The following is a 21,282-nucleotide window of genomic DNA, read 5'->3' on the forward strand; positions in this document are numbered from 1 at the left end:
TATTCAAGCACCAGAAGCGCTTTTGCGGAGAGCGCCCACCCACTTCGTGCCGGGCTTTCACAGTCGCTAGACAGGTTGCCTGCAACGCGTGGGCTTGTTGCTCGCACGCTCCGTCCAGAATAAAGCCAGGCGATCCTGCCGGCGTTGGAAAAATGCGCCCTCACCTGGCGCATCGTGATCAAGCCCCTCTTTCGTTGAGGCCGCAGCTTCCCTGGCCATCATCGTTTGCTGGCACTGTCCGATGCGCCGGTTGCTGCAGGAAATTTAGCCGGATTACCCTGGTAACCATTGGTTAACCATCTCGGCGCATCGTGTCCCCATACGTCTGCCTGGATCGGTTGTTGACCGGTTCGACCAGTTCAGCGTTGGCAGCTGTTTTGCGTTTGCTCACACTGTCCGGAGTTGTGAATGCGTCAGCTCGACGAATTGTCTCTCGCGTTCGGCTGCGCTCTGATGGCGCTGCTTTGCGGATGTGCGAGCACGCCCACAACGAAGCCTGCCGACGCACTCAACGGGCAGCCAAGCAGCGAAATAACCGGATCGATCACACCGTCAACCGACGCGCCGAGCGCAGCGGATGAAGCATCGCCTGCCCGAAGCGGGCAAAGCAAGATGCCCCAATTGTCTGCCGGGCCTGGTGGCGGGCAAAGCCCTACCGGCCTGGCCGCGCTGGTACGCCGTGCATTGACCTGGCACCCTTCGGTGAAGGAAACGGTTGAGCGTCTGAACCAGCAGAATGAGATCGTGGAGCAAGCACGGGCCGGTTATCTGCCGCAGGTGAATTGGGGCGTGAACTCCTCCTATGGAAGAGACGCGAATGAAAGCGGATACAGCCCCACCGTCAACCTCTCCGCATCACAGATGGTCTACGATTTCGGTAAGGTCGACCATAAGATAAAGGTTGAGCGAGCTGGTGTTGAGGGCCGCAGATCGCAAGTGCTGCTCCGGGTGGATGAATTGATCCGCGATACCGTTCTGGCTGTCACCGAGGTGCAGCGCAATCAGGCACTCGGCAGGATTGCTCAAGATCAGGTCCGCGATACCCACGCCATTCTCGACCTCGTGCGCGCCCGCACCGACAAAGGTGCAAGCACGCGTTCCGATCAGCTTCAAGCCGAGGCGCGGGTGCAGGCAGCGCGCGCAAAGGAACTCGAAATAAAAGCCCAGGCGCGGCGCTGGCAGAGCAGGCTCGACACTCTTACCGGAGGGGCTGCCCGTGCCGGAACACCCGCTGTTGTAAAAGCACCGAAATGGCTGAGCGAGGCCTGCGCGGTCAATAAGCCGGACTGGTCGCAGATTCCCGCGATCATGCAGGCAGACGCCGAACGGGCAGCCGCAACTGCGCAAGTCGATCTGAGCAAGGCAGAGGGCCTGCCCACCTTCTCGCTTGAAGCCAGTGTGGGGGCCGACCTCCTGGAACTGGATGATAGCGATCCCGAATACAATATCGGTGTGAATGTTAAGGGGAGCCTCTACAACGGCGGCGAGAACGCGGCCCGCAATCGCGCAGCCAACCGGGCTTTGCTCGCATCATCACAGGCACGCGATCGTGTCCGGGTGGAGGTCGAAGGCAAGCTGCTTGAGGCCAACGGACAGATTGCCAGCTATCGGCAGCTTCTCGAATCCATTACCTCGCGTGAAGCGATGATGAAGCAGACACGTGACCTTTATCGCAAACAGTATCTGGATCTGGGCACGCGGACACTTCTGGACCTCCTCAACGCGGACCAGGAATTTCATGCCGCCCGTTTTGAAGCAGCAAACATCCGCTACGACCTGCAGAAACTGAACGTGGACTGCGCATTTCAAACAGGGCTGCTGCGCCGCTACCTCTCTCTGGAGGGAGAGCAACTCCACGGTGTTCGCCTTTAGGGCGCTTCGCAGCTCCATCCTGCCTGTCCGTCTGTCTGACCTCTGGACTCGGCACCAGAGGCGCGAATTCCGCCGTTCTTGCAACGACAAATCAACCCTGAGTTTTACTGTAATATATATTTCAATTACTATATTTATATTTTTAATAATCAAATCAATGAATCAAAAACAATGAATTTGCGAAAAAACATCAATAATCCACCACTATCTAATTGAAGCTGCGATGTTTTTAGATCCAGCCGATTCTACCCGTACTAAATATCCACGCATTTCTTTTTGAAACGTATTTTGTCTACACTATTTGTATTTCAAGTTATTTATTGAAAACGAATTCTTTTAGGACAACATTGTTGACAGAGGTGATCTCGTGGCAGCTGTAATTTCAGTTAAAGGGACCGGGAGCGAGAGAACCGCAGCTCTTGACGCTATCGTTCTGGATGCGCCGAGTGTCGTCACGCTGAAAATCTCTCCTGCAGCAGTGGATAGTTTTACCCGGGAAGGCAATCACCTTCTCTTGAAGCTGCATGACGGGCGCCTGATCAGAATCGCGAATTTCTATCTTGAAAGTGAAGGTGCCAAAAGCGACCTGGTTCTAGAGGATCCAAGCGGGAATCTCTGGTTTGGAGATCACACGGCGGGTCTCGCTGACTTTCAGTTCTCCGAAATTGCCTCTGTCGATCAGCTTGTGGGGGGTGGGGCAGGCGGTTCCTCGCTGCTAGGTTTGGCAGGCCTCGGCCTTCTCGCCGGCGGTGCCGCCGCGCTTACCGGTAGCGGCTCGAAAGCTGACGACAGTGATGCGGATGCCGATGCCGATGCCGACGCAGATGCTGATGCTGACGCGGATGCTGACGCAGACGCAGATGCGGACGCAGACGCAGACGCAGACGCAGATGCCGATGCCGATGCTGACGCGGATGCAGATGCGGACGCCGACGCGGATGCAGATGCTGATGCGGATGCTGACGCAGATGCAGATGCAGATGCAGATGCCGACGCGGATGCGGATGCCGACGCCGATGCCGATGCGGATGCTGACGCCGATGCCGACGCTGATGCAGATGCAGATGCCGACGCGGATGCAGATGCTGACGCGGATGCCGATGCTGATGCAGATGCGGATGCCGATGCAGACGCGGATGCGGATGCTGACGCAGATGCAGATGCAGATGCAGATGCCGACGCGGATGCGGACGCCGATGCCGATGCCGACGCAGATGCGGACGCGGACGCAGATGCTGACGCCGATGCGGATGCCGATGCAGATGCAGATGCCGATGCCGACGCTGACGCTGATGCGGATGCGGACGCCGACGCGGATGCTGACGCCGATGCCGACGCGGATGCAGATGCCGATGCGGATGCTGATGCTGATGCGGATGCAGATGCCGACGCGGATGCCGATGCAGATGCCGATGCCGATGCCGATGCTGACGCAGACGCCGATGCGGACGCTGATGCAGACGCGGATGCAGATGCTGACGCAGACGCCGATGCAGATGCCGACGCAGATGCCGACGCTGATGCAGATGCTGACGCTGATGCCGATGCGGACGCCGACGCAGATGCCGATGCCGATGCCGATGCCGATGCCGACGCGGACGCTGATGCCGACGCCGACGCTGATGCAGATGCTGATGCAGACGCCGACGCTGATGCAGATGCTGATGCAGACGCGGATGCTGACGCCGATGCAGATGCTGACGCCGATGCAGATGCCGACGCGGATGCCGACGCAGACGCGGACGCGGATGCTGACGCCGATGCAGACGCGGACGCGGATGCCGACGCAGACGCGGACGCCGACGCCGACGCCGACGCCGACGCTGATATTCAGGCCTATGATGATTTTGCCAGAGCTGAGGTGAATATTCTTCCGACGGCCTCATCAGTCGATCACGGCAGCGCAAATTATCTGGCACTCGTTTCAATCGGTGTGTTGGACCTGCAGGCCGAAGTTCTGGGAACCTCGACCGTCAACTTCAGCGTTGAAGAAAATCACACTCTGGAAGCGGACTTCGATTACAGCGCTCTCGCCTCTCTGGGCGTCCTCAGCGACTATTCGCTGGTCATCCAGAAATGGGATGGCACGCAATGGACCGGCATTGACGGCACCGGTGAAGCGACGCTGCTCGAGCTTGGCTTGTTGAGCGGAAACGAATACCGCGTCGAGCAACTCCTCGAATCCGGCCAGTACCGGGCCTTCATGACATTCGAAGGTGTCGGGGCCGGTGTGCTCGGCGACCTGCAGGTGTCTGGCACGGACTACGATTACACCGAGATCGGGGGTTACGATCCGGTTCCGGTTTCCGGCAATGTCATCACGGATGTGAATGACGACGGGCAGCTCGATGACGTCACGCCCACAACAGTGATCGCGCAGGTGAACGGAGAAGCGGTGGCCGGACCGGGAACCACCATCGTCGGCACCTATGGCACGCTTACCATTGGTCCCGACGGCAGCTACACCTATACGCCCAATGCAGCAGGCGATGGTATCGGGCAGGTGGATGCGTTCACCTATACGCTGAACGATCCTGAGACAGGAAATACCTCGACAGCGACGCTCTATGTGCAGATCGACAGTGCCGGGCAAGGCCTGGTGTGGAACGACCTCGATCCGACACAACCCGCCACGCTCGACATGAGCGCAGTGGACGACGCTGGAACAGCCGGGATCGACACGACCTATGTCGTCACCACCCAGCAGGTCGACAATGCCATCCAGTACACAAACGTGTTGGGCGGTGGCGAAGGAAGTTATGATTTCAACGTTGCGGATCAGGTCGAGACCGACCTGTCCATTGCAGTCAGTTCTTCCAGTCTGCTCAATCTTCTTGAGGCCATCGAGTTCTCGCTGGAACAATTCATTGACGGCGCCTGGGTGGAGATCGCGAACAGCAGCGAGGGCGGGCTGATCGACGTGATCGGTATCGTTGGCGAATCAATCGAAGCGACGATTGATGACCTGCCGACAGGTCAGTATCGCCTAAATGTCTCCAATAGCGGGATCGCCATTGGCGTCACCGTTAGCGCCGACCTGACCTTCGAAAACAGCGATCTGACGCAGATCGTGGCGGAGGGTGGCGTATCAACACAGGGCAACGTGCTCGAGGACGATACGCTGGGCTCGACCTATACGGTGCTTAAAGTGGCGCCTGACGGCGTGACTTATGAAGAGCCTGCGCAGGCAGGAACGCAGCTTGTGGGCACGTATGGCACACTCACGATTTTCGCCGATGGTCGGTACAGCTACGCACCGGATCCCGACACGGCATCGATCGGTCAGTCAGACGTCTTCACCTATCAGCTGGAGCACCCGAACGGCACGACCGTCGAAGCCACGCTCACCATAGAGATCCAGCATGGCGCCGGGCCGGGTACCTTTGCCGCATTTGCATCGACCCAGCCGCTGTTTGCCACAGACGATGTGATCGGGCTCGACAGCCTCGACCAACCGAACGAGGAGGATAGCAGCCCCGGCAAGACCACATCCTCAGACGGCCCAAGACTGTTTGGCCTGCTTGAGGATGGAGGCAGTCCGGACGTGCCCTTGGACAACATCGAAACGCTTTCGCAGCAGACAGAAAGCGCTGCGGCCAAAGGCGCGGTCAGCGATGGAGCATCCGAGCTTGGCGAAGGCGTGCCGGTCGATCCCTTCGGCCACCTGGTGCAAGAAGACGACCTGGATGACACCGGATCGGCTGGCGTGTAGCCCCAGACACTTCGTCGTGCGGTTGCAAGATCGCGCGACCGAAACACATTGATTGATCAACCGAAGGGGATCGCATGATGGGCCCCGACATGGAGCAGGTGGAACTACCTGATCGAGATAGGCCCGATCTCTCGGCCTGGATCGAGGCGCTGGAACATGTGGCGCGGCACTACAACGTGCCGTTTTCCGCACAGGGTGCCCGCCAGCTGGCGCAGGCCCTGGAAACGCCCGACAAAGCCGAGAGCATCATCAGGGTGTCCCGAAAACTGGGGCTGCGGGCAAAGCCAGTGCGGCTTCGCAAGCTCCATAGCTGGCGCCTGCCGGTTCTGGTCGAGTTCGAAAACGGGCTTGTCGGGGTTGTAGTTGCACTGAGCGCAGAGCGACACGCATCTGTGGTCTTCAGCGGTGATGCCGGCCAGCCCACCCCCATCCCGCTCGACGACCTGTTGAACGAAACGCGGCTGATGGTGCTCGCCCGCCCTCAGCGCGCAATCGCCGATGAACGCGTGGACGCCTATATCGCTCCCTATCGCAGGAACTGGTTCCGGCGCATCGCTCTGCGTGATCTGCGGCCCTATGCCCATGTGATGCTGGCCTCGCTCATGGCCAATCTCCTCGCGCTGGCCGGCATCATCTTCTCCATGCAGGTTTATGACCGGGTGGTGCCAGCAAACTCGATGAACACCCTCTTCGTCCTGTTTTCAGGTGTGTTGCTGGCAGTGCTCTTCGATTTCATCATACGCCGGCTGCGAACAGGCATTCTCGACACGGTGGGCAAGCGCGTCGACCTGCGGATGTCCGACGTTCTTTTTGGCCATGCATTGCGGGTCAAGAACACAGCCCGACCGACATCCACGGGGACGTTCATTGCGCAACTGCGCGATATGGAACAGGTCCGCGAATTGCTGACGTCGACAACAGCGTCGGCCGTCTCGGACCTTCCATTCTTCTTTCTCTTCCTCGGTATATTCTGGCTCATTGGCGGACCGCTGGTCATCATTCCCGCCGCGGCCCTCCTTCTGTTGGTCGCTCCGGGGCTGATGGCTCAAGGCAAGCTGCGCGCCAGTGCGCGCGAAGCCATGCGCGAGGCCTCGTTGCGCAATGCGATGCTGGTCGAGGCGGTGCAGGGCATCGAGGACGTGAAAGCGTTGCAGGCGGAGGAGCGCTTTCAGCAACGCTGGAACCATTTCAACGCCGTCGCAGCCGAGGCCCAGCTGCGCCTCCGCTCGATCACCAGCGCGCTCACGGGATGGGGCCACACGGTGCAGACAGGCACGTTCGCTGTCATCGTTTTCTTCGGTGCGCCGTTGGTCATGAATGGTGACATGACTACGGGCGCTCTGGTTGCCTGTTCCATTCTGGGCTCGCGGATGATGGCGCCCATGGCGCAGATCACTCAGGTGTTTGGCCGTCTGCAGCAGGCAAAAGTCGGACTGAAAAGCCTCAACGCGATCATGGAGATGCCGGTAGATCACCCCGATACCGAGGTGCGGGTGTCGGCAACGGCTCTGCGCGGCGCATACCACATGCGCATGGCCGTGTTCACCTATGGCGATTTCAGCATGCAACCGGCGCTGACGGTAAAGGATCTGGACATAGAAGCCGGGGAGAAAGTCGCCGTTCTGGGTAAGAATGGCGCCGGCAAGTCCACATTTTTGCAAGCGCTTTCAGGCATGATGGAACCATTTTCTGGAGATGTGACCCTGGACGATCTCGCGCTTGGCCACATCGATCCTGCGGATGTCAGACGTGATGTCGGTCTGCTCACACAGAACGCGCGGCTCTTCCATGGCACCATCCGGGACAATGTCACGCTTGGAGCACCACATGCTTCGCAGGACGCACTCTTCGAAGCTCTGGCCATGGTGGGCGCAGATGAATTCATACGCCGCCTGCCGCAAGGTCTCGATCATCCCATCCAAGAGGGTGGCCTCGGGCTTTCAGGCGGTCAGAGGCAGTCACTGTTGCTGGCTCGTCTGCTGATCAGACAACCGACAATCATCCTTCTCGACGAGCCCACCGCGGCAATGGATGAGGCGACCGAGCGCCAGTTCATAACGCGCTTCAACGATTGGGCCGCGGACCGGACAGTGGTGATCGCCACACACCGCATGCGCATTCTCGATCTGGTCGAGCGGATCGTTGTGTTCGACAACGGTCAGGTGGCGCTGGATGACAGAAAGGATGCGGCCTTGAAGGTGCTGCAAGGCGTGAAAAAGGTCGTCCCGGCCAATCGACCGGGCAATCGTCAAGCCGCGAATGAGGAGAGCCGATCATGACGCTGCTTCACAAGGACGACACGCACGGCTGGGAGTATGGCGATCACGACGATGTCCGGCTGTCACGATCCACACGCATTGTGCGGGTTCTGTGCTTCCTGCTGGCGGCAGCGCTTGTATGGTCGTATTTCGCAACCCTCGATGAGGTGTCTTCAGGCAGCGGACGCGTTATCCCAACCAAGCGTGAACAGGCGATCGAATCCTTCGAAGGCGGTATTCTTGCCGCGCTTCACGTTCGTGAAGATCAGGTGGTGAATCCGGGCCAGTTGCTGGCGCAGCTCGACCCCACGAGAAAAGCGTCCGACGTAGAAGAAAGCGCAGCCAAGTACCGGGCCGCCCAGGCCGCGTCCGCGAGACTGCAGGCAGAGGTCAATCAGACACCGCTTCGGTTTCCTGAAGACCTGCAGGAATATCCAGATCTGATCAGAGCGGAACGCGAGCTCTATGAGGAGCGACGGCGCTCCTTGCGTGCATCGCTGCGTTGGATCGAAGAATCACTCCTCCTCGTCACCAAGGAGCTGGAGATCAACAAATCTCTGTCTGCGATCGGCGCGGCGAGCAATGTCGAAATCATCCGCCTTCAGCGTCAGGCCGCCGAGCTGGAACTCAAGAAAGCCGAAGTCAAATCCGAGTACCTTGTTCGCGCCCGGGAGGAACTCTCCGAAGCCAACGCCGAGATGAGCGCTCTTTCCCCGGTTGTCCGAGGCCGCTCCGACAGTCTCGCCCGGTTGACCCACCGCTCGCCAGTGCGCGGCATCGTCAAGAACATCGAGGTTTCCACCATCGGGGGCGTCGTCCCCCCGAACGGGAAGCTAATGGATATCATTCCACTTGATGATCAACTGCTCATCGAGACCCGCATCTCGCCGCGCGATATCGCCTTCATCCATCCGGGCCAGAGAGCGAACGTCAAGATCAGCGCCTATGACTACGCCATCTACGGAGACATTGACGGAGAGGTGACAACCATCTCACCGGACACAATCCAGGACGAGGTGGAGAAGGAGAAATATTACTATCGCGTCTTTATCGAAACCGATGATGACGCCCTCGTCAACGAGGCTGGAAAGCGTTTTCCCATCGTGCCGGGGATGGTCGCCACCGTCGACATTCACACCGGAAGCAAGACCGTTCTGGACTACCTCATCAAACCTTTCAATCGCGCGCGCGAAGCACTGCGTGAACGTTAAGGCAGAACCTATGCGACACGAGAAATTCGACGGCTTGTCAGAAATCAGAACGGCTCTGCGCAAAGGCATCGTGCCGCTTCAGGCACCGTTTCCGGCGGTGGTGTTGTTTTTTTCCGTTTCCGACGGCGAGATGCGTGCGCGCGTGGTCTCTGCCACCGGCGCCACCCTCGAAGCCGCATGGCAAAAAGGGCTGGCGCAACTTCGGCAAGTCATGCGCAAGGACAGGCTCGAAGGGCGATGGCTGCGGGTGGACTGGATTGATCGCGCCGAGGCCTGCAGTTGGAAGGATTTGCGTGAGAGTCTGACCCGTACCAAGCGAAATTATTTTCGATGCGGTATTGCGCTCGATGCAGGCTTTCACAGGGCCTTCTTGGAGCAGGAGCTGAATGCGAATGCGATGCTTTATGGCGGCAATCGCATGGCCCACGCCACACTCAACGAGAAGAATTTCGCACGATATGCTGGTGCGAAATATCCCGGCACCGCCGCCATGGATTTCAATGACGAGCGGGCGGTTTTCATATTCTCCACAAAAGGCGTGTTCCGCGATGTCGATGGCGGTCTGCATCCACTCAACGAAGCGGGACCGGATGCGGGACGGCGGCACGTCGAAGACCTCGACGCCCCTCTCGTCGATCATCTGGTTCGATCGGCCTCTGGATATCTCGCCCGGCAGGTGGGAGATGATGGCGCATTCGTTTACGGGTTCCACCCCTGTTTCGACCGGCGCATTGAAGCATACAACACGCTGCGCCATGCAAGCACCACCTACGCCATGCTTGAAGCCTGGGAAGTGACGCGCGAGGCGACACTGAAAAGCGCCATAGATCGCTCCATTGGGCGTATGAATCGGGAGTTCATTCGCGAAGCTGATCTACCGGATGGCGGGCGGGCTGCATTCCTGGTGGATGTCGGCGACGAGATCAAGCTGGGTGGCAATGCCGTCGCTCTGCTGGCGCTCAGCAAATATACGACCACCACCGGCGACCAGACCCATCTTCCGTTGATGGAAAAGCTCGCGCTCGGCATTCTTTACATGCAGGATCGGCGAACCGGCTCGTTCAACCATGTGCTGCACTTTCCCTCCTTGGAAATGAAGACGGCTTTCCGCACCATCTACTACGAGGGCGAAGCTGCCTTCGGCCTGATGCGTCTCTATGACATCACCAGGGATCCTCGTTGGCTGGATGCCGTGGAAAAGGCGTTCGACCATTTTATCGCCCAAAACCACTGGCGCCATCACGACCATTGGCTGAGCTATTGCGTCAACGAACTGACCCGCCATCGACCGGAAGAGCGCTATTTCATCTTCGGGCTGCAAAATGTCGCCGGTCATCTGGATTTCGTGCGGCAGCGCATCACCACTTTTCCCACGCTTCTTGAACTGATGATGGCTGCACGCTCTTTGATCAGTCGGATCGGCGATTTTCCCCAGATGACGCATCTTCTGCGCAGGATCGATCTTGTCGCGTTCAGTGAAGCGCTCGAGTTTCGTGCCCGATACCTGTTGAACGGGTTCTTCTGGCCGGAGACAGCGATGTTCTTTCGAACGCCGAACCGGGTGGCGGGGAGCTTTTTCATTCGCCACCATGCGTTCCGGGTGCGCATCGACGATGTGGAGCACTATTTGTCCGGCTTCATAGCATACCGGAATTATCTCCAGCTGCGCCCCGGTTTCCAGTCACTGGTGGCGCAGCATTCACGTGATCCTGCTGACCGTAGACCTCTTCTGCGCACGTCGACCGCCGCCATCTGGAACTCGTCCACCGTTGCCGAGGCAACGGGCGGCCACTGGATCGTTCCGCCGGAGACTGGCTGGACCGCTACGGGACTGTGCATTCACGCTCCCACGCGCAAGCCCGGGCAAATGGTCACCATGCGTGTCGGAAAGACCGGTAGAGGAATACCACCGAACGTGATTGCCGGCATGAAGCCGCCACCGGCGGCTATCATCACGGATAATCCCCAGGCCCCGGTCCCAGACAATATTCCCGTTCTTGCGGTGAGAGATACCGGAGCCGCCATTCTCGCCCTGGGGCGCTATGCGCGCCAGCGTATGAGCGGCAAGCTTCTCGCCATCACGGGTAGCGCCGGAAAGACGACATCCGTCGCAATGCTGGCCCACGCACTGTCGCCATATGGAAGCGTCGCCCAGACCGCGCACAATGCCAATCTTCCACACGGTGTGGCCTGGAATCTTGCCTCGATACCTGCTGCGACAGATCACGTGGTGCTCGAGCTGGCGGTCGGCCGCATGGGTCAGAGCGCGCGCATGGCGAAAGCGGATGTCGCCATTTTTACCAACATAGCGCCAGCGCACCTCTCCGAGACAACCACGCCGCGCGACATCGCCGTGACAAAAAGCGCGATCTTTGAGGGCATGACTTCGGGTAGCGTGGCAATCCTCAACCGCGACATGCAGGAGTGGGATGTGGTCCACGCCGCCGCTCGGGCCCGCAACCTGAAAATCCTCCATTATGGCCTCGGCGAGGAGTGCGAATATCGGCTTATCAATTACGACGCGCAAAACGGATCTGTTGAGGCCCGCGTCAATGGGCAGGCAGTGCGGTATGCGCTTGGTGCCGCCGGCGAGCACATGGCGCTTAATAGCCTCGCCATCCTTGCTGCTGTGGCGGCCCTCGGGCACCCGCTTGATGCGGCCCTAGACCAATTGGCCAGTTTCTCGCCCCTGCCCGGACGCGGTGCAGAGCACCGGCTGACCATCAACGGGTGCACCATTCATCTGATAGACGATGCCTACAATGCCAACCCAGCCTCCATGAGAGCCGCCTTTGCCAATCTCGGCAAAAGAACCGGGGCTGGTCGGAGGATCGCTTTTTTGGGCGAGATGGCAGAGCTGGGTGCTCAAAGCCGGGATTTTCACACCGGTCTGGCACCCCTGATCGAGGCAAATGGCATCGACCGGGTTTGCGTGCTCGGAACACTTTACGAAGATTTCTGGGCCGCCCTGCCGGATGCCTGCAAAGGAGTTTACGCGAAAACACTGGAAGAGATGCACCAAGCATTTCTTGCAGATATCCGGAATGGCGACATTGTGTTGATCAAGGGATCCAACAGCACCAGACTGCATACCCTTGCAGGCGCCATCGCGAATATCCGTTGAGAACACCGGATACGTGGACGCCGGTTGCATCGTTAAAGACCGTAGGGAGAGCGCCTGAAGCGTGCACGTTCGGCGCGGGCAGGCAAAACAAACAATCCGATTATTGGTAGCCACAACGGCAAAGTCCCTGCCACCCCGGCAAATAAGCGTGACATTTGCGGCATTCATCAAGCCAGCCTGCTACTGGTCTCTGTTCAAATATGATAATTGTGAGCAAATAAGACCGATTCAGCGGGGCCGTAAGTGGCAGAAGAGCATAAAGCAGAGACAAAAGAACCCCTTTACGTGGTTCCCCCGGTGACCAGAGCAATTGCGCTGCTTCGCTATATCGCGGCGGGCAATCGGTGCCGCAACATAAGCAATGCGGCGAAGGCGCTCGACATCAACCGCACGACGCTCATCCGTCTGCTTGCGACGCTCGAGGCAGAAAGCATGATCGAACCCATTGCCGATGATGGCGGATATCGTCTCGGCACCGGCCTCATCGCTCTTGCCTCGGAGGCCCTGAACGAGCGAAGCATACTTCAGGTCGCGCGGCCCTTCCTCAAGCAGCTTGTCGAATCACTCAATCTGTCGGCGCATCTTGGCGTTCTGGAGGGTCGGGAGATTGTCTATCTGGCGCGTGAAACACCGAATTCACACCTTGCCAGCACCGTGCGCGAGGGAACCCGGCTGCCGGCGCATGCGACCACCATCGGTCGCATCCTTCTGGCGGAACTGCCGATTGCCTCACTCCGGTCCTTATATGCCGGTCAGACGATGGAATCGTTTACGACCAAAACACGCACCACACTTGCGGATCTGGAAAAGCAGCTTCAGTCCGACCGGGCCCGTGGGATTGCGTGGAGCGTTGCTAATTTTGAGCGCGAGATCGGCTCCGCTGCAGTCGCAATTCACGACCATCAGGCACGTGCCGTTGGTGCCATCAACGTGACCGGTCACGCGAGCATTTTTGATGAAAACAGTCCCAATGCAGGGAAAATCGAGCAGGAGCTCAAGACCGTCGCCCGCGCCATGTCCGAAGCTTTGGGCTATCGCGGCTGGTCAGCCGATCAACTGTAGGTGTACCCATAGGAAAGCGGGAAGGCGCTGCTTTGCAGCCGCCTGTTTCCCACGACAGCGTGACGCAGCCACAGGCGGCCATGAACCTGGGTGTCCGCAAAGTCGGCGTTCTCAGGCAATTGTGCCGCCTCGCACCATAGCCCCCCCAACCATTCGGCTCCCTGAAACTCCGCCTGCTTGCGCATCCACACGCCGTGCAGGGAGAAGTTTCCGTAACATGCAACGCTGCGAAAGTTCGCTCCCGAGACGAAGTCACCGCGGTCGAACCGTGCGATACCGCGGAACTCGGCGCGTTCAAATGATGCCTTGCCGGAAAAGGTGGCCTGATCGAAGCGGGCATCATTGGTAAACACGGCTTCTACGAAGCTGGCGGCCTTGCCGAAATGACCATGGCTGAACCAGCTCACGCCGCGAAAACGAGCGCCTGATGCATCAAAGCCATCGGGGAAAAATGCCCCTGTGAAATTCACGCCCGTCACATCACATCCGGCGAGATCCAGCGCCCCCTCGCAAATGACGCCCGAGAGGTCGACGCAATCCCCATGGTGCCATGGTGTACAAACCAGTTCTCGAATTTCGGCGGCCTTCATCACGCGGTCTCGCCCAATTTTTCCTCAGCCAGCGCCACGATCTGCGCTGCCCAGGGGAATGCCAGGTCCTCGGCCATGTCGCTGCCCGAGGCGTCATGCGTGATGCGTTCGCCGATCTGTACCGCCCCTCTTGCGCTCAAAAGCTCCGCAAGGCTTTTGCTTCCGAAGCCGAATGTCTCTTCATATTCCGTGTCTCCCAGGCCAAAAATACCGAAATGAACACCAGTCAGGTCCGGCGTGTTTGCCTGTAGCGCTTCGGCAAAGGGCTGGGCTGAAGCCGGGAGCTCTCCGTCGCCATATGACGAGCAGACGATCAGGTAAAGCCGCCCGGTATCAAAGGCATCCGGCGCAAAATCCGACAGATTGCTGCAGGCGACATCATGTTCGCCCTCGAGCTCGGACATGATGTCCTCGGCCAGCATCTCGGCATTGCCGGTCTCGGTGCCGTATAGAACCGTAATGTTCATTGTGAAGGCTCCTGTTTCTCAATGGCGAGCGCCAGCATGGCGTCGCGCGAAGCAATCTTGGCGCGGCAACGATTTTCCGGAGCTGCCGCAAGTTCAGCAGCGTCAATACGTTTCCAGCCCTGATAGTCAACCGCATGCCTCCAGTCCGGAAAAGCGCTCCGGCCGGGTTTTGGAGGCGAACCCTCCCCTGCCTGAAAATCCGCAAGGATACGCTCTGCCAGACGCTGTGCATCGGCGCGATTGTCCGGGATCGTTCCGCGCGGGCCGCGACGGAACCACCCCGTTGCATAGAGCCCCGTATCGAGAACCCCGAGTTCCCTATCCCTCGCCGCGCCAATTAGCGCATCGCGTGGCAAGCCATCCTGGGCGCCGAAACCGATCGCGGTGATAAAGGCGCTGCATGGCAGGGACACCGTGTTGCCCTGCCCGTCCTCGAACTGCGCTTCCTTCAGATTACCATCGATGCCGGAAAGCTCTTTTGGCGTGAGACCAAATCGGAACGTTATGCGGCGCGGGCCGGAACCATGACCGTCAACCGCTGCAAGGGCTGCAAGTTTCTTCGCCGCCTCCGGATCATCGCCCTCGCCCGCATCGATAACGCGAATGCGCACACCCTCGAGCTTGGCCAATTCCTTGATCATGACGGGATCGAACTTGGCCGCTGCTGCCGGCGAGCGGCCAACAATCTCGATCTCCTCGATTGCGGAACCGGCAAGCCAGGCGGTCGGCCCGGCACCAAGATCGGAGCCGGCCAGTTCTTCCGGGGTCTTGGCGAGCAGGCGCAGAATGTCGATGGCGACATTGCCATTGCCCATGATGACCACCCGCGATCCCAGTTCGGGCAGAGGCTCTGCATCGGGATGCTCATAAAGCGCGCGCGTCAGACGCCCCGCACGATAAACGCCCTTGAGCGTTTCGCCGGGAATGCCAAGGGCGCGATCGGCGGACAGGCCGGCGGCGAGCACCACGGCATCATAGGCCGCGCGCAGCTCATCGAGGCTGACATCCTCGCCGATTGAAACATTTCCGATGAAGCCCGCACCCTGTCGCTCGAACAGTCGTTCGAACTGCCGGATCACCCCCTTGGTGCCCTGATGATCGGCCGCCACGCCATAGCGCACGAGCCCATAGGGCACGGGCAGGCGGTCGATCAGATCGACGCTGAGGTCCGGCTCTGCCTTCAGGAGCGCTTGCGCCAGATAGCAGCCGGACGGCCCCGACCCGACAATGGCGACCGCGCGGCTCATTGGGTCTTCACCGTGGCTGCCGCCCAGGGGTGCGGCGCGCCCGAAAGATCGGTGTAGAAGGATTTTTGCGCCATATAGGCGCGGATGCCATCGCGGCCTTTCTCGCGCCCCATGCCGCTTTCCTTCTCGCCACCGAAGGGCGTTGAGATCGAAAACTGCTTGTAAGTGTTGATCCAGACGGTGCCTGCCCCGATGGCATTGCCGACACGCCAGCTTTTCGGGAAATCGCGGGTCCACAGGCCGCACGCCAGACCATACTCGTTATCATTGGCCTGCGCGATGACGTCTTCCTCGCTGTCGAATGGCAGGACGACGAGAACCGGCCCGAACACCTCTTCACGGCAGATGCGCGCCGTGTTGTCGACACCGGCAAGAATGGTGGGCAGATAATAAGCACCCTTGTCGAAAACATCGCCTTCGGGCGCTTTGCCGCCGGTCAGGAGTTCGGCTCCCTCTTCAATCGCCCTTCTGACATGCTCTGCGACACTGTCGCGGTGATCGAAGTGGACCATCGGCGCGACCTGCGTCCCCGCTTCGAAGGGATGTCCCACTTTCAGGCGCTCTGTCGCCGCCACGAGGCGCTCGACGAACTGATCATAAATCGGCCGCTCGACGAAGAGGCGCGCACCGGCGATGCAGCTCTGACCCGTTGACGAGAAAATGCCGAACAGCACGCCGGCCAGCGCCTGCTCGATATCGGCATCGGCAAAGACAATGGTCGGAGACTTGCCACCAAGCTCCAGCGACACCGGCATCAGTTTCTGCGCGGCCTTCACGGCAAGCGCACGGCCCGTCGCCGTGCCGCCGGTGAAGCTGATTTTTGCGATATCGGGATGCTCGACCAGAAGATTCCCGATCTCCCGGCCCGATCCCGGCAGCACCGAGAACAACCCCTTGGGCAGGCCCGACGCCTCGACGATCCGCGCCAGTTCAAGAGAGACCAGCGGCGACCAGGAGGCCGGCTTCAAGAGCACCGCGTTTCCGGCAGCCAGCGCCGGAGCAACCTTCTGCGCATCCGAGGCGATCGGAGAATTCCACGGCGTGATCGCGCCCACAAGGCCGAGTGGTTCATGAACCGACATGGTCAGGGCGTCGCCACGCTGGACCGTCAGCGTCTCGTCAGAACTCTCCAGCACCGCGCCGAAATAGCGAAAAGTGCCGGCAGCGGAAGCGGCCAGCGCACCTGTCTCCCGCAGGGTCTTGCCCGTGTCACGGCTCTGGATATGGGAAATACGTTCGGCATTCGCCTCGATGCCGTCGGCTATGGCGTAGAGAAAGCGCGCCCGCTCATGCGGTTTGAGATTGCGCCATGCCGGATCTGCCTGCGCCTTCTTCGCGCGCTCGATGGCACGTTCTCCATCGGCGATGCTTGCACCACGAAGCACGCGGTTGACGCTGCCGTCAGCAGGGAAGATCGAGGTGATTTCGGCACCACTTCCCTCTTCCCATTCTCCGCCTATGAAGAGCTTATTCTGGGGCAGTTCGATCATGTTCGCCTCCCTTTTCAGATCGCCACCGGTCCGATCCGGTTCCGGATCTCGCGCAGAACGCTGTAGACCGTTGAAACGGATGTCTTGGCATTGCCGGCGGATGGCAGGTTCTCGATCCGCATCGAATATTTCGCCAGCGGTGAGACGACCGAGTATTCGTGCACATTGCCGGGTGCGGCGGGATCGGCGACCAGCTCCACATGGGTCGCCTCGAACCCGGCTCCCGCCAATGCCAGCGTTGCGGCAACATTGGCGTTCTTGGGAAAGTCGCGTGCGGCTTCGCGGGCGTTGCCCGTGAAGAATGTGGTTGCATCGGTCAGGTTCGCCAGATCGACCGCCTCTTCGGCGGGTGTCCCGCTCCAGGCGCGCGGCGGTTTGGAACCGCGATAGCGCACCTCCAGCCCGCCTGCCGCTCCCAGAGCGGAGAGCAGGTCAATACCGCCAACAGCACCGGCGGGCAAAACGAGGCGCGCACCGCCGGCGCTGGCGGCCGCCCGAAGATCGGTCTCGAGCGCCGCATCGGAGAGCGCGCCGATCGACACGATGATCACGTCCGTGCCAGCGCGCAAAACCGGCGGCACATGTGCCACCACGGCCCCGTGGCCCGCGCATTCCACCACCAGGTCCGGCTTTTCGGCGAGCAGCGCTTCGGCATCACCGACAACGGAAATGTCCTGCGCCACGGCACCAAATTCCGCCCGAAGGCGCGCCTCCGTTTCGGCGGCAAACTCCGGCAGCGTCACAACACACAGATGAGCCAGCGGCGCATCGAGTGTCTTTGACAGCAGGTCGAGCAGCGTCCCGGCGATGTTGCCAAAACCGATCAGTCCGAGCCTCATTCTCTACGCCTCCTTGCCCGCGGCGCCCGCAGGCGGGCCGGCAAAGGCTTCGTTGAACGGGCCAATGGCGCACATATCGATCTCAATGAGCTGCGGTCCGTCAGCGGCGACAGCTTCATCAAAGGCTGTGGGGAAGTCTGCGACGTCGCTGATCACCCGGTGGGGCATACCGATCGACTTGCAGAACCCGGCAAAGTCCGGCGTCGCCAACGCCGAATAGTGACGGCGGCTATCATACTGTGCATCCTGGATGTTCTGGATCACGCCATAGGCCTTGTCGTTCATCAGGAGATAGACGAGCGGCGCGTTCTCTTCGACCGCGGTGATCATCTCGGCCAGTCCGAGCATGGTTCCGCCGTCGCCCAGAAGCGTGATCGCCTTCGCCCCCTTGGACGCAACCGCCGCCCCGACGCCCATCGCGACGCCCTGGCCGATGCCGCCGCCCAGCGCGTGAACGCCGAGATTGGGTGCGGCAATGCGCACATAGCGGTTGCCGAAGGTGGAGTTGGAGATGGTGACGTCCCGTACCCAGGCATGGCCATTGGTGAACACCCGGTCAGCCAGCGTGTCGGCCACAACCCGGTAGGGTCCAAGCACATCGCGCATCCGGCCTTCGGCCTGTGCCCGTGTGCGGGCGATGTCGAAGGAAAGATTGGTGTCGGTGTCGAGCGTGTCCGGCAGGCGCTCAAGCAGGCGCGCCAGCGTGTCTGCGGCATCGCCATGGGCAAACACGTCAACCGGATAGTTGCGCCCGCCCTGTGCAGCGTCAGCGTCGATCTGGATCAGCGGCCGGGGCAGCGGCATCTTGTTGTTGCGCGTTTCATTGCCGCGAAGGCGCGAACCGACAACGATCATCAGGTCACAGCTCTTGTAGAGCTCGACGGCCTCCGGCGTCATGTTGAAGGCGCCGAGGCTGGCAGGCTCCGCTTCCGAAACAATGGCGCGGCCATTGGTCGAGGTCACAATGCCGAAACCGCGGCGCATCAGTTCGGTCGCTTCCCCGCCGGCTTCGCTGGCACCACCGCCCAGCCAAAGAAGCGGGCGTTTTGCCGCCTTCACCAGTTCGGCGATCTCGTCGATCACGCTGTCGGGCGCCACCGGGCGAATCGGCTGCGGCTTGTGAATGCGCGCAGTCGGGCAGGCAGGCGACCTTTGAACGTCGACCGGTATTTCCAGGCTGACCGGCCCGCTCGGTGCCGAAAGTGCCGCAGATACCGCAGCGGTCAACGCCCCCACCGCGCCATTGGCGTCCCACATGCGGAACACAGCCTTGGAGACGCCGCGCAGCATTTGTGGCTGGCGTGGCACATCGTGGATGGCGGCGCGGTCGCGGTCGGCGAATTCCAGATCAACCTGCGTCGTGATGTGCAGAACCCGCGAGCCGGCGGTGAGCGCTTCGGCCTGTGCGCCGGCCGCGTTGCCGGCAGCGGTGCCGGTGGAGGTCAGGCAGACACCCAGCTCTCCCGAAACACGTGCATAGGCATCGGCCATGTTCATGGCGCCCGCCTCGCCGCGCGCCGGCACGAACCGGATGCGCTGCTGCCGTGCAATCGCATCAAGGATCGGCATGTTGTGAATGGAGATGACCCCGAACACCGTGGTAACGCCGATTTCTGCGAGATAGCGGGCGATGAGGTCCCCGACCGTCTCGGTGGCTGTGATTGTCTCGAGTTTCATCCCGTGTCCTTCAAATGTAACGAGACAGGCCGCCCGAAACTTCGAGCTGGGCGCCTGTGATGTAGCTCGCCGCAGGCGAACCGAGAAAAGCGATGGCGGCGGCCGCTTCCGCCGGATTGCCGAGGCGGCCGAGCGGAATGCCCTTTTTGGCCGCCAGAGCGCCATACCATTCGGCGCGGCTCTGGCTCTGGTCCTCGCGTTCGGCAAAGCGGCGCGACCACTGACCGGAACCGACCAGACCAAGCAGGATCGAATTGACCCGAACATCGGGTGCCAGTTCGACGCTCAGCGATTTGACGAGGTTCTGCACCCCGGCCCGCGCTGATGAGGTGCAGACCATGTGCGGCTCGGGCTGGTAGGCCAGAAGCGAGTTTACCGCGACGATGGCGCCCTTCGCCCTGCGCAGCATGGGCAGGAAGGCGCGGGTTGGATGGATCTGGCTGAACAGCTTGAGTTCGTATTCGGCGCGCCAGTCCTCGTCCGATGTGTCTTCAAACGTGGAAATGCGTCCCTGCCCGGCGTTGTTCACCAGAAGGTCGCAGCCACCGAAGCGGTCTTCCACCGATCTGGCGAAATCCTTCACCGCCTCCGGTTCGAGAACCGAAAAGGCCTTTGCCATCACCCGTTCTTCGCCATGATCGCGGATGAGGACCGCGGCCACGTCGTTCAACCGGCTTTCGGTACGGGCGCAGAAGGCGACTTTCGCGCCCGACTGGAGCAGCGTTTCTACCGTTGCCAGACCGATCCCGGACGAACCGCCGGTGACCACAGCAACCTTGCCGTCATATCCGTAGTGCATCAGACATTCCCCCCGGTTGGTGCGAGTTCGGGGAAGCCGGGATCGGGCCTGCCCTGCATCACGGCGCGTTGGGCAGGTGTCGGGGGGCCCGCCGTCATCCAGCGATCCATCGCTTCGGGCTTGTCGCGTGGCCAGACCTGGGCCTCGTGCGTTTCCTCATCGATCTGCTGCAGCTCGGAGGTGAACTCGATGACAAAGCCCGATGGCGAGACGAAATAGGCGAAGGGGTTGTTGCCCGGCCCATGCCGCCCTGGCCCCCAGGTCGGCACATGACCCTTCTGTTTCATGCGGCCGATGCCGCGCATGAACTCGTCGATCGAGGGCATTTCAAACGCAACGTGATTGACGCTTGCATAATTGCCCCGCACAAGCGCGATGGAATGGTGATCCGAATTACACCGCAGGAAGACCATTTGGTCGGCGGAGTAATCGGAAACGCGGAAACCCAGAACATGGGTGTAGAATTCCTGAACGCCTTCCATGTCCGGCGTGTTCAGCACCACATGGCTCACCTTGCGCGGCTTGGCCCATTCGGGTTCCTCGTCAAGGCTAAGGGCATCGGTGCGGAACCGAAGGCGCCTGTTGTCCGGATCGAGCATCTCGAAACCATAGCCGCCGGCGTAATCGTCAAATGGTCCCGGCTCACCAAGCACCACGCCTCCACGCTCGATGATCTGGGCATGGAGCGCGTCCATCGAAGCGCGGTCGGGCATCGCAAAATGCACATATTCGATGCCGTAGACGGGTCCGTCCTTCAGGCCGTAAAGGAAAGGCTCACTTCCGGTGCCGCGCAGAAGCGCCAAGCCGTCTTCCTTGTGAGCGAGGCTCAGCCCCCACATATCCTCATAAAACGGCAGCGTGCCGGTGATGCCAGGCCCACGCATCATGATGCCCCGAAGGCTGCCGACGCGAACTGTATCTGCCATGCTCGTTC

At 60.5% G+C, this 21,282-nt stretch carries 15 protein-coding genes and 1 pseudogene; 8 read left to right on the forward strand and 8 right to left on the reverse strand.

Annotation, left to right across the window (positions count from 1 at the left end):
- Nucleotides 1-408 precede the first annotated feature (408 nt).
- The 8 genes and pseudogenes from H7H48_RS05135 to H7H48_RS05165 all read left to right on the forward strand — a co-directional run bounded on the left by H7H48_RS05135 (nucleotide 409) and on the right by H7H48_RS05165 (nucleotide 13,239).
- The gene (locus tag H7H48_RS05135) at nucleotides 409-1,872 is read left to right on the forward strand and encodes a TolC family outer membrane protein (protein WP_229447708.1); all 1,464 of its coding nucleotides are present in this window, start codon (nucleotides 409-411) and stop codon (nucleotides 1,870-1,872) included.
- A gap of 367 nt (nucleotides 1,873-2,239) precedes the next feature.
- Nucleotides 2,240-2,419 (forward strand): annotated as a pseudogene (locus tag H7H48_RS20135) (BapA prefix-like domain-containing protein); the annotation flags it as partial.
- A gap of 265 nt (nucleotides 2,420-2,684) precedes the next feature.
- Nucleotides 2,685-3,737 carry a hypothetical protein gene (locus H7H48_RS05140; RefSeq protein WP_229447709.1) on the forward strand — a complete coding sequence of 351 codons (1,053 nt, stop codon included), beginning with the start codon at nucleotides 2,685-2,687 and terminating at the stop codon, nucleotides 3,735-3,737.
- On the forward strand, nucleotides 3,734-5,584 hold the full coding sequence (locus tag H7H48_RS05145) for a BapA/Bap/LapF family large adhesin (protein WP_229447710.1): 1,851 nt from the start codon (nucleotides 3,734-3,736) through the stop codon (nucleotides 5,582-5,584). Before H7H48_RS05140 ends, H7H48_RS05145 begins: the two co-directional genes overlap by 4 nt.
- A 74-nt stretch (nucleotides 5,585-5,658) precedes the next feature.
- Nucleotides 5,659-7,863, forward strand: coding sequence for a type I secretion system permease/ATPase (locus tag H7H48_RS05150; RefSeq protein ID WP_229447711.1), 2,205 nt, complete (start codon nucleotides 5,659-5,661; stop codon nucleotides 7,861-7,863).
- On the forward strand, nucleotides 7,860-9,053 hold the full coding sequence (locus H7H48_RS05155) for an HlyD family type I secretion periplasmic adaptor subunit (protein WP_229447712.1): 1,194 nt from the start codon (nucleotides 7,860-7,862) through the stop codon (nucleotides 9,051-9,053). Before H7H48_RS05150 ends, H7H48_RS05155 begins: the two co-directional genes overlap by 4 nt.
- A 10-nt stretch (nucleotides 9,054-9,063) precedes the next feature.
- Complete coding sequence (locus H7H48_RS05160; RefSeq protein ID WP_229447713.1) at nucleotides 9,064-12,177, forward strand: UDP-N-acetylmuramoyl-tripeptide--D-alanyl-D-alanine ligase; 3,114 nt, start codon at nucleotides 9,064-9,066, stop codon at nucleotides 12,175-12,177.
- 297 nt (nucleotides 12,178-12,474) lie between these two features.
- Nucleotides 12,475-13,239, forward strand: coding sequence for an IclR family transcriptional regulator (locus tag H7H48_RS05165; RefSeq protein WP_229447714.1), 765 nt, complete (start codon nucleotides 12,475-12,477; stop codon nucleotides 13,237-13,239).
- Here H7H48_RS05165 and H7H48_RS05170 read toward each other — a convergent pair.
- Genes H7H48_RS05170 through H7H48_RS05205 form a run of 8 tightly spaced genes read right to left on the reverse strand, consistent with a single transcriptional unit; the run spans nucleotide 13,230 to nucleotide 21,274 of the window.
- Nucleotides 13,230-13,829 (reverse strand): pentapeptide repeat-containing protein, encoded by a 600-nt coding sequence (locus H7H48_RS05170; RefSeq protein ID WP_229447715.1) that lies wholly within the window; start codon nucleotides 13,827-13,829, stop codon nucleotides 13,230-13,232. The genes H7H48_RS05165 and H7H48_RS05170 overlap by 10 nt on opposite strands.
- Nucleotides 13,829-14,296, reverse strand: coding sequence for a flavodoxin domain-containing protein (locus tag H7H48_RS05175; RefSeq protein ID WP_229447716.1), 468 nt, complete (start codon nucleotides 14,294-14,296; stop codon nucleotides 13,829-13,831). The genes H7H48_RS05170 and H7H48_RS05175 overlap by 1 nt, the downstream gene beginning before the upstream one ends.
- Entirely contained in the window at nucleotides 14,293-15,543 is a 1,251-nt protein-coding gene (locus tag H7H48_RS05180; RefSeq protein ID WP_229447717.1) for an FAD-dependent oxidoreductase, read from the reverse strand. The genes H7H48_RS05175 and H7H48_RS05180 overlap by 4 nt, the downstream gene beginning before the upstream one ends.
- Nucleotides 15,540-17,033, reverse strand: a complete 1,494-nt coding sequence (locus tag H7H48_RS05185; protein ID WP_370633309.1) for an aldehyde dehydrogenase — start codon at nucleotides 17,031-17,033, stop codon at nucleotides 15,540-15,542. Before H7H48_RS05185 ends, H7H48_RS05180 begins: the two co-directional genes overlap by 4 nt.
- Nucleotides 17,034-17,047: 14 nt before the next feature.
- Complete coding sequence (locus H7H48_RS05190; RefSeq protein ID WP_229447718.1) at nucleotides 17,048-17,872, reverse strand: aspartate dehydrogenase; 825 nt, start codon at nucleotides 17,870-17,872, stop codon at nucleotides 17,048-17,050.
- A gap of 3 nt (nucleotides 17,873-17,875) precedes the next feature.
- Nucleotides 17,876-19,549 (reverse strand): thiamine pyrophosphate-binding protein, encoded by a 1,674-nt coding sequence (locus tag H7H48_RS05195; RefSeq protein ID WP_229447719.1) that lies wholly within the window; start codon nucleotides 19,547-19,549, stop codon nucleotides 17,876-17,878.
- A 10-nt stretch (nucleotides 19,550-19,559) separates the two neighbouring features.
- Complete coding sequence (locus H7H48_RS05200) at nucleotides 19,560-20,348, reverse strand: SDR family oxidoreductase (RefSeq protein WP_229447720.1); 789 nt, start codon at nucleotides 20,346-20,348, stop codon at nucleotides 19,560-19,562.
- Complete coding sequence (locus H7H48_RS05205; RefSeq protein ID WP_229447721.1) at nucleotides 20,348-21,274, reverse strand: VOC family protein; 927 nt, start codon at nucleotides 21,272-21,274, stop codon at nucleotides 20,348-20,350. The genes H7H48_RS05200 and H7H48_RS05205 overlap by 1 nt, the downstream gene beginning before the upstream one ends.
- Between the last annotated feature and the right edge of the window lie 8 nt (nucleotides 21,275-21,282).

This window comes from Nitratireductor sp. B36 (genome assembly GCF_020833685.1).
In the GTDB taxonomy this organism is placed as follows: domain Bacteria; phylum Pseudomonadota; class Alphaproteobacteria; order Rhizobiales; family Rhizobiaceae; genus Nitratireductor.

What these genes read in the sequence shown, in the direction of transcription:
- H7H48_RS05195 (WP_229447719.1), bottom strand. Translation starts at nt 19,549, where the DNA reads ATGAAACTCGAGACAATCACAGCCACCGAGACGGTCGGGGACCTCATC.
- H7H48_RS05135 (WP_229447708.1), top strand. Translation starts at nt 409, where the DNA reads ATGCGTCAGCTCGACGAATTGTCTCTCGCGTTCGGCTGCGCTCTGATG.
- H7H48_RS05200 (WP_229447720.1), bottom strand. Translation starts at nt 20,348, where the DNA reads ATGCACTACGGATATGACGGCAAGGTTGCTGTGGTCACCGGCGGTTCG.
- H7H48_RS05170 (WP_229447715.1), bottom strand. Translation starts at nt 13,829, where the DNA reads ATGAAGGCCGCCGAAATTCGAGAACTGGTTTGTACACCATGGCACCAT.
- H7H48_RS05185 (WP_370633309.1), bottom strand. Translation starts at nt 17,033, where the DNA reads ATGATCGAACTGCCCCAGAATAAGCTCTTCATAGGCGGAGAATGGGAA.
- H7H48_RS05190 (WP_229447718.1), bottom strand. Translation starts at nt 17,872, where the DNA reads ATGAGGCTCGGACTGATCGGTTTTGGCAACATCGCCGGGACGCTGCTC.
- H7H48_RS05180 (WP_229447717.1), bottom strand. Translation starts at nt 15,543, where the DNA reads ATGAGCCGCGCGGTCGCCATTGTCGGGTCGGGGCCGTCCGGCTGCTAT.
- H7H48_RS05160 (WP_229447713.1), top strand. Translation starts at nt 9,064, where the DNA reads ATGCGACACGAGAAATTCGACGGCTTGTCAGAAATCAGAACGGCTCTG.
- H7H48_RS05155 (WP_229447712.1), top strand. Translation starts at nt 7,860, where the DNA reads ATGACGCTGCTTCACAAGGACGACACGCACGGCTGGGAGTATGGCGAT.
- H7H48_RS05140 (WP_229447709.1), top strand. Translation starts at nt 2,685, where the DNA reads ATGCCGACGCAGATGCTGATGCTGACGCGGATGCTGACGCAGACGCAG.
- H7H48_RS05205 (WP_229447721.1), bottom strand. Translation starts at nt 21,274, where the DNA reads ATGGCAGATACAGTTCGCGTCGGCAGCCTTCGGGGCATCATGATGCGT.
- H7H48_RS05150 (WP_229447711.1), top strand. Translation starts at nt 5,659, where the DNA reads ATGATGGGCCCCGACATGGAGCAGGTGGAACTACCTGATCGAGATAGG.
- H7H48_RS05175 (WP_229447716.1), bottom strand. Translation starts at nt 14,296, where the DNA reads ATGAACATTACGGTTCTATACGGCACCGAGACCGGCAATGCCGAGATG.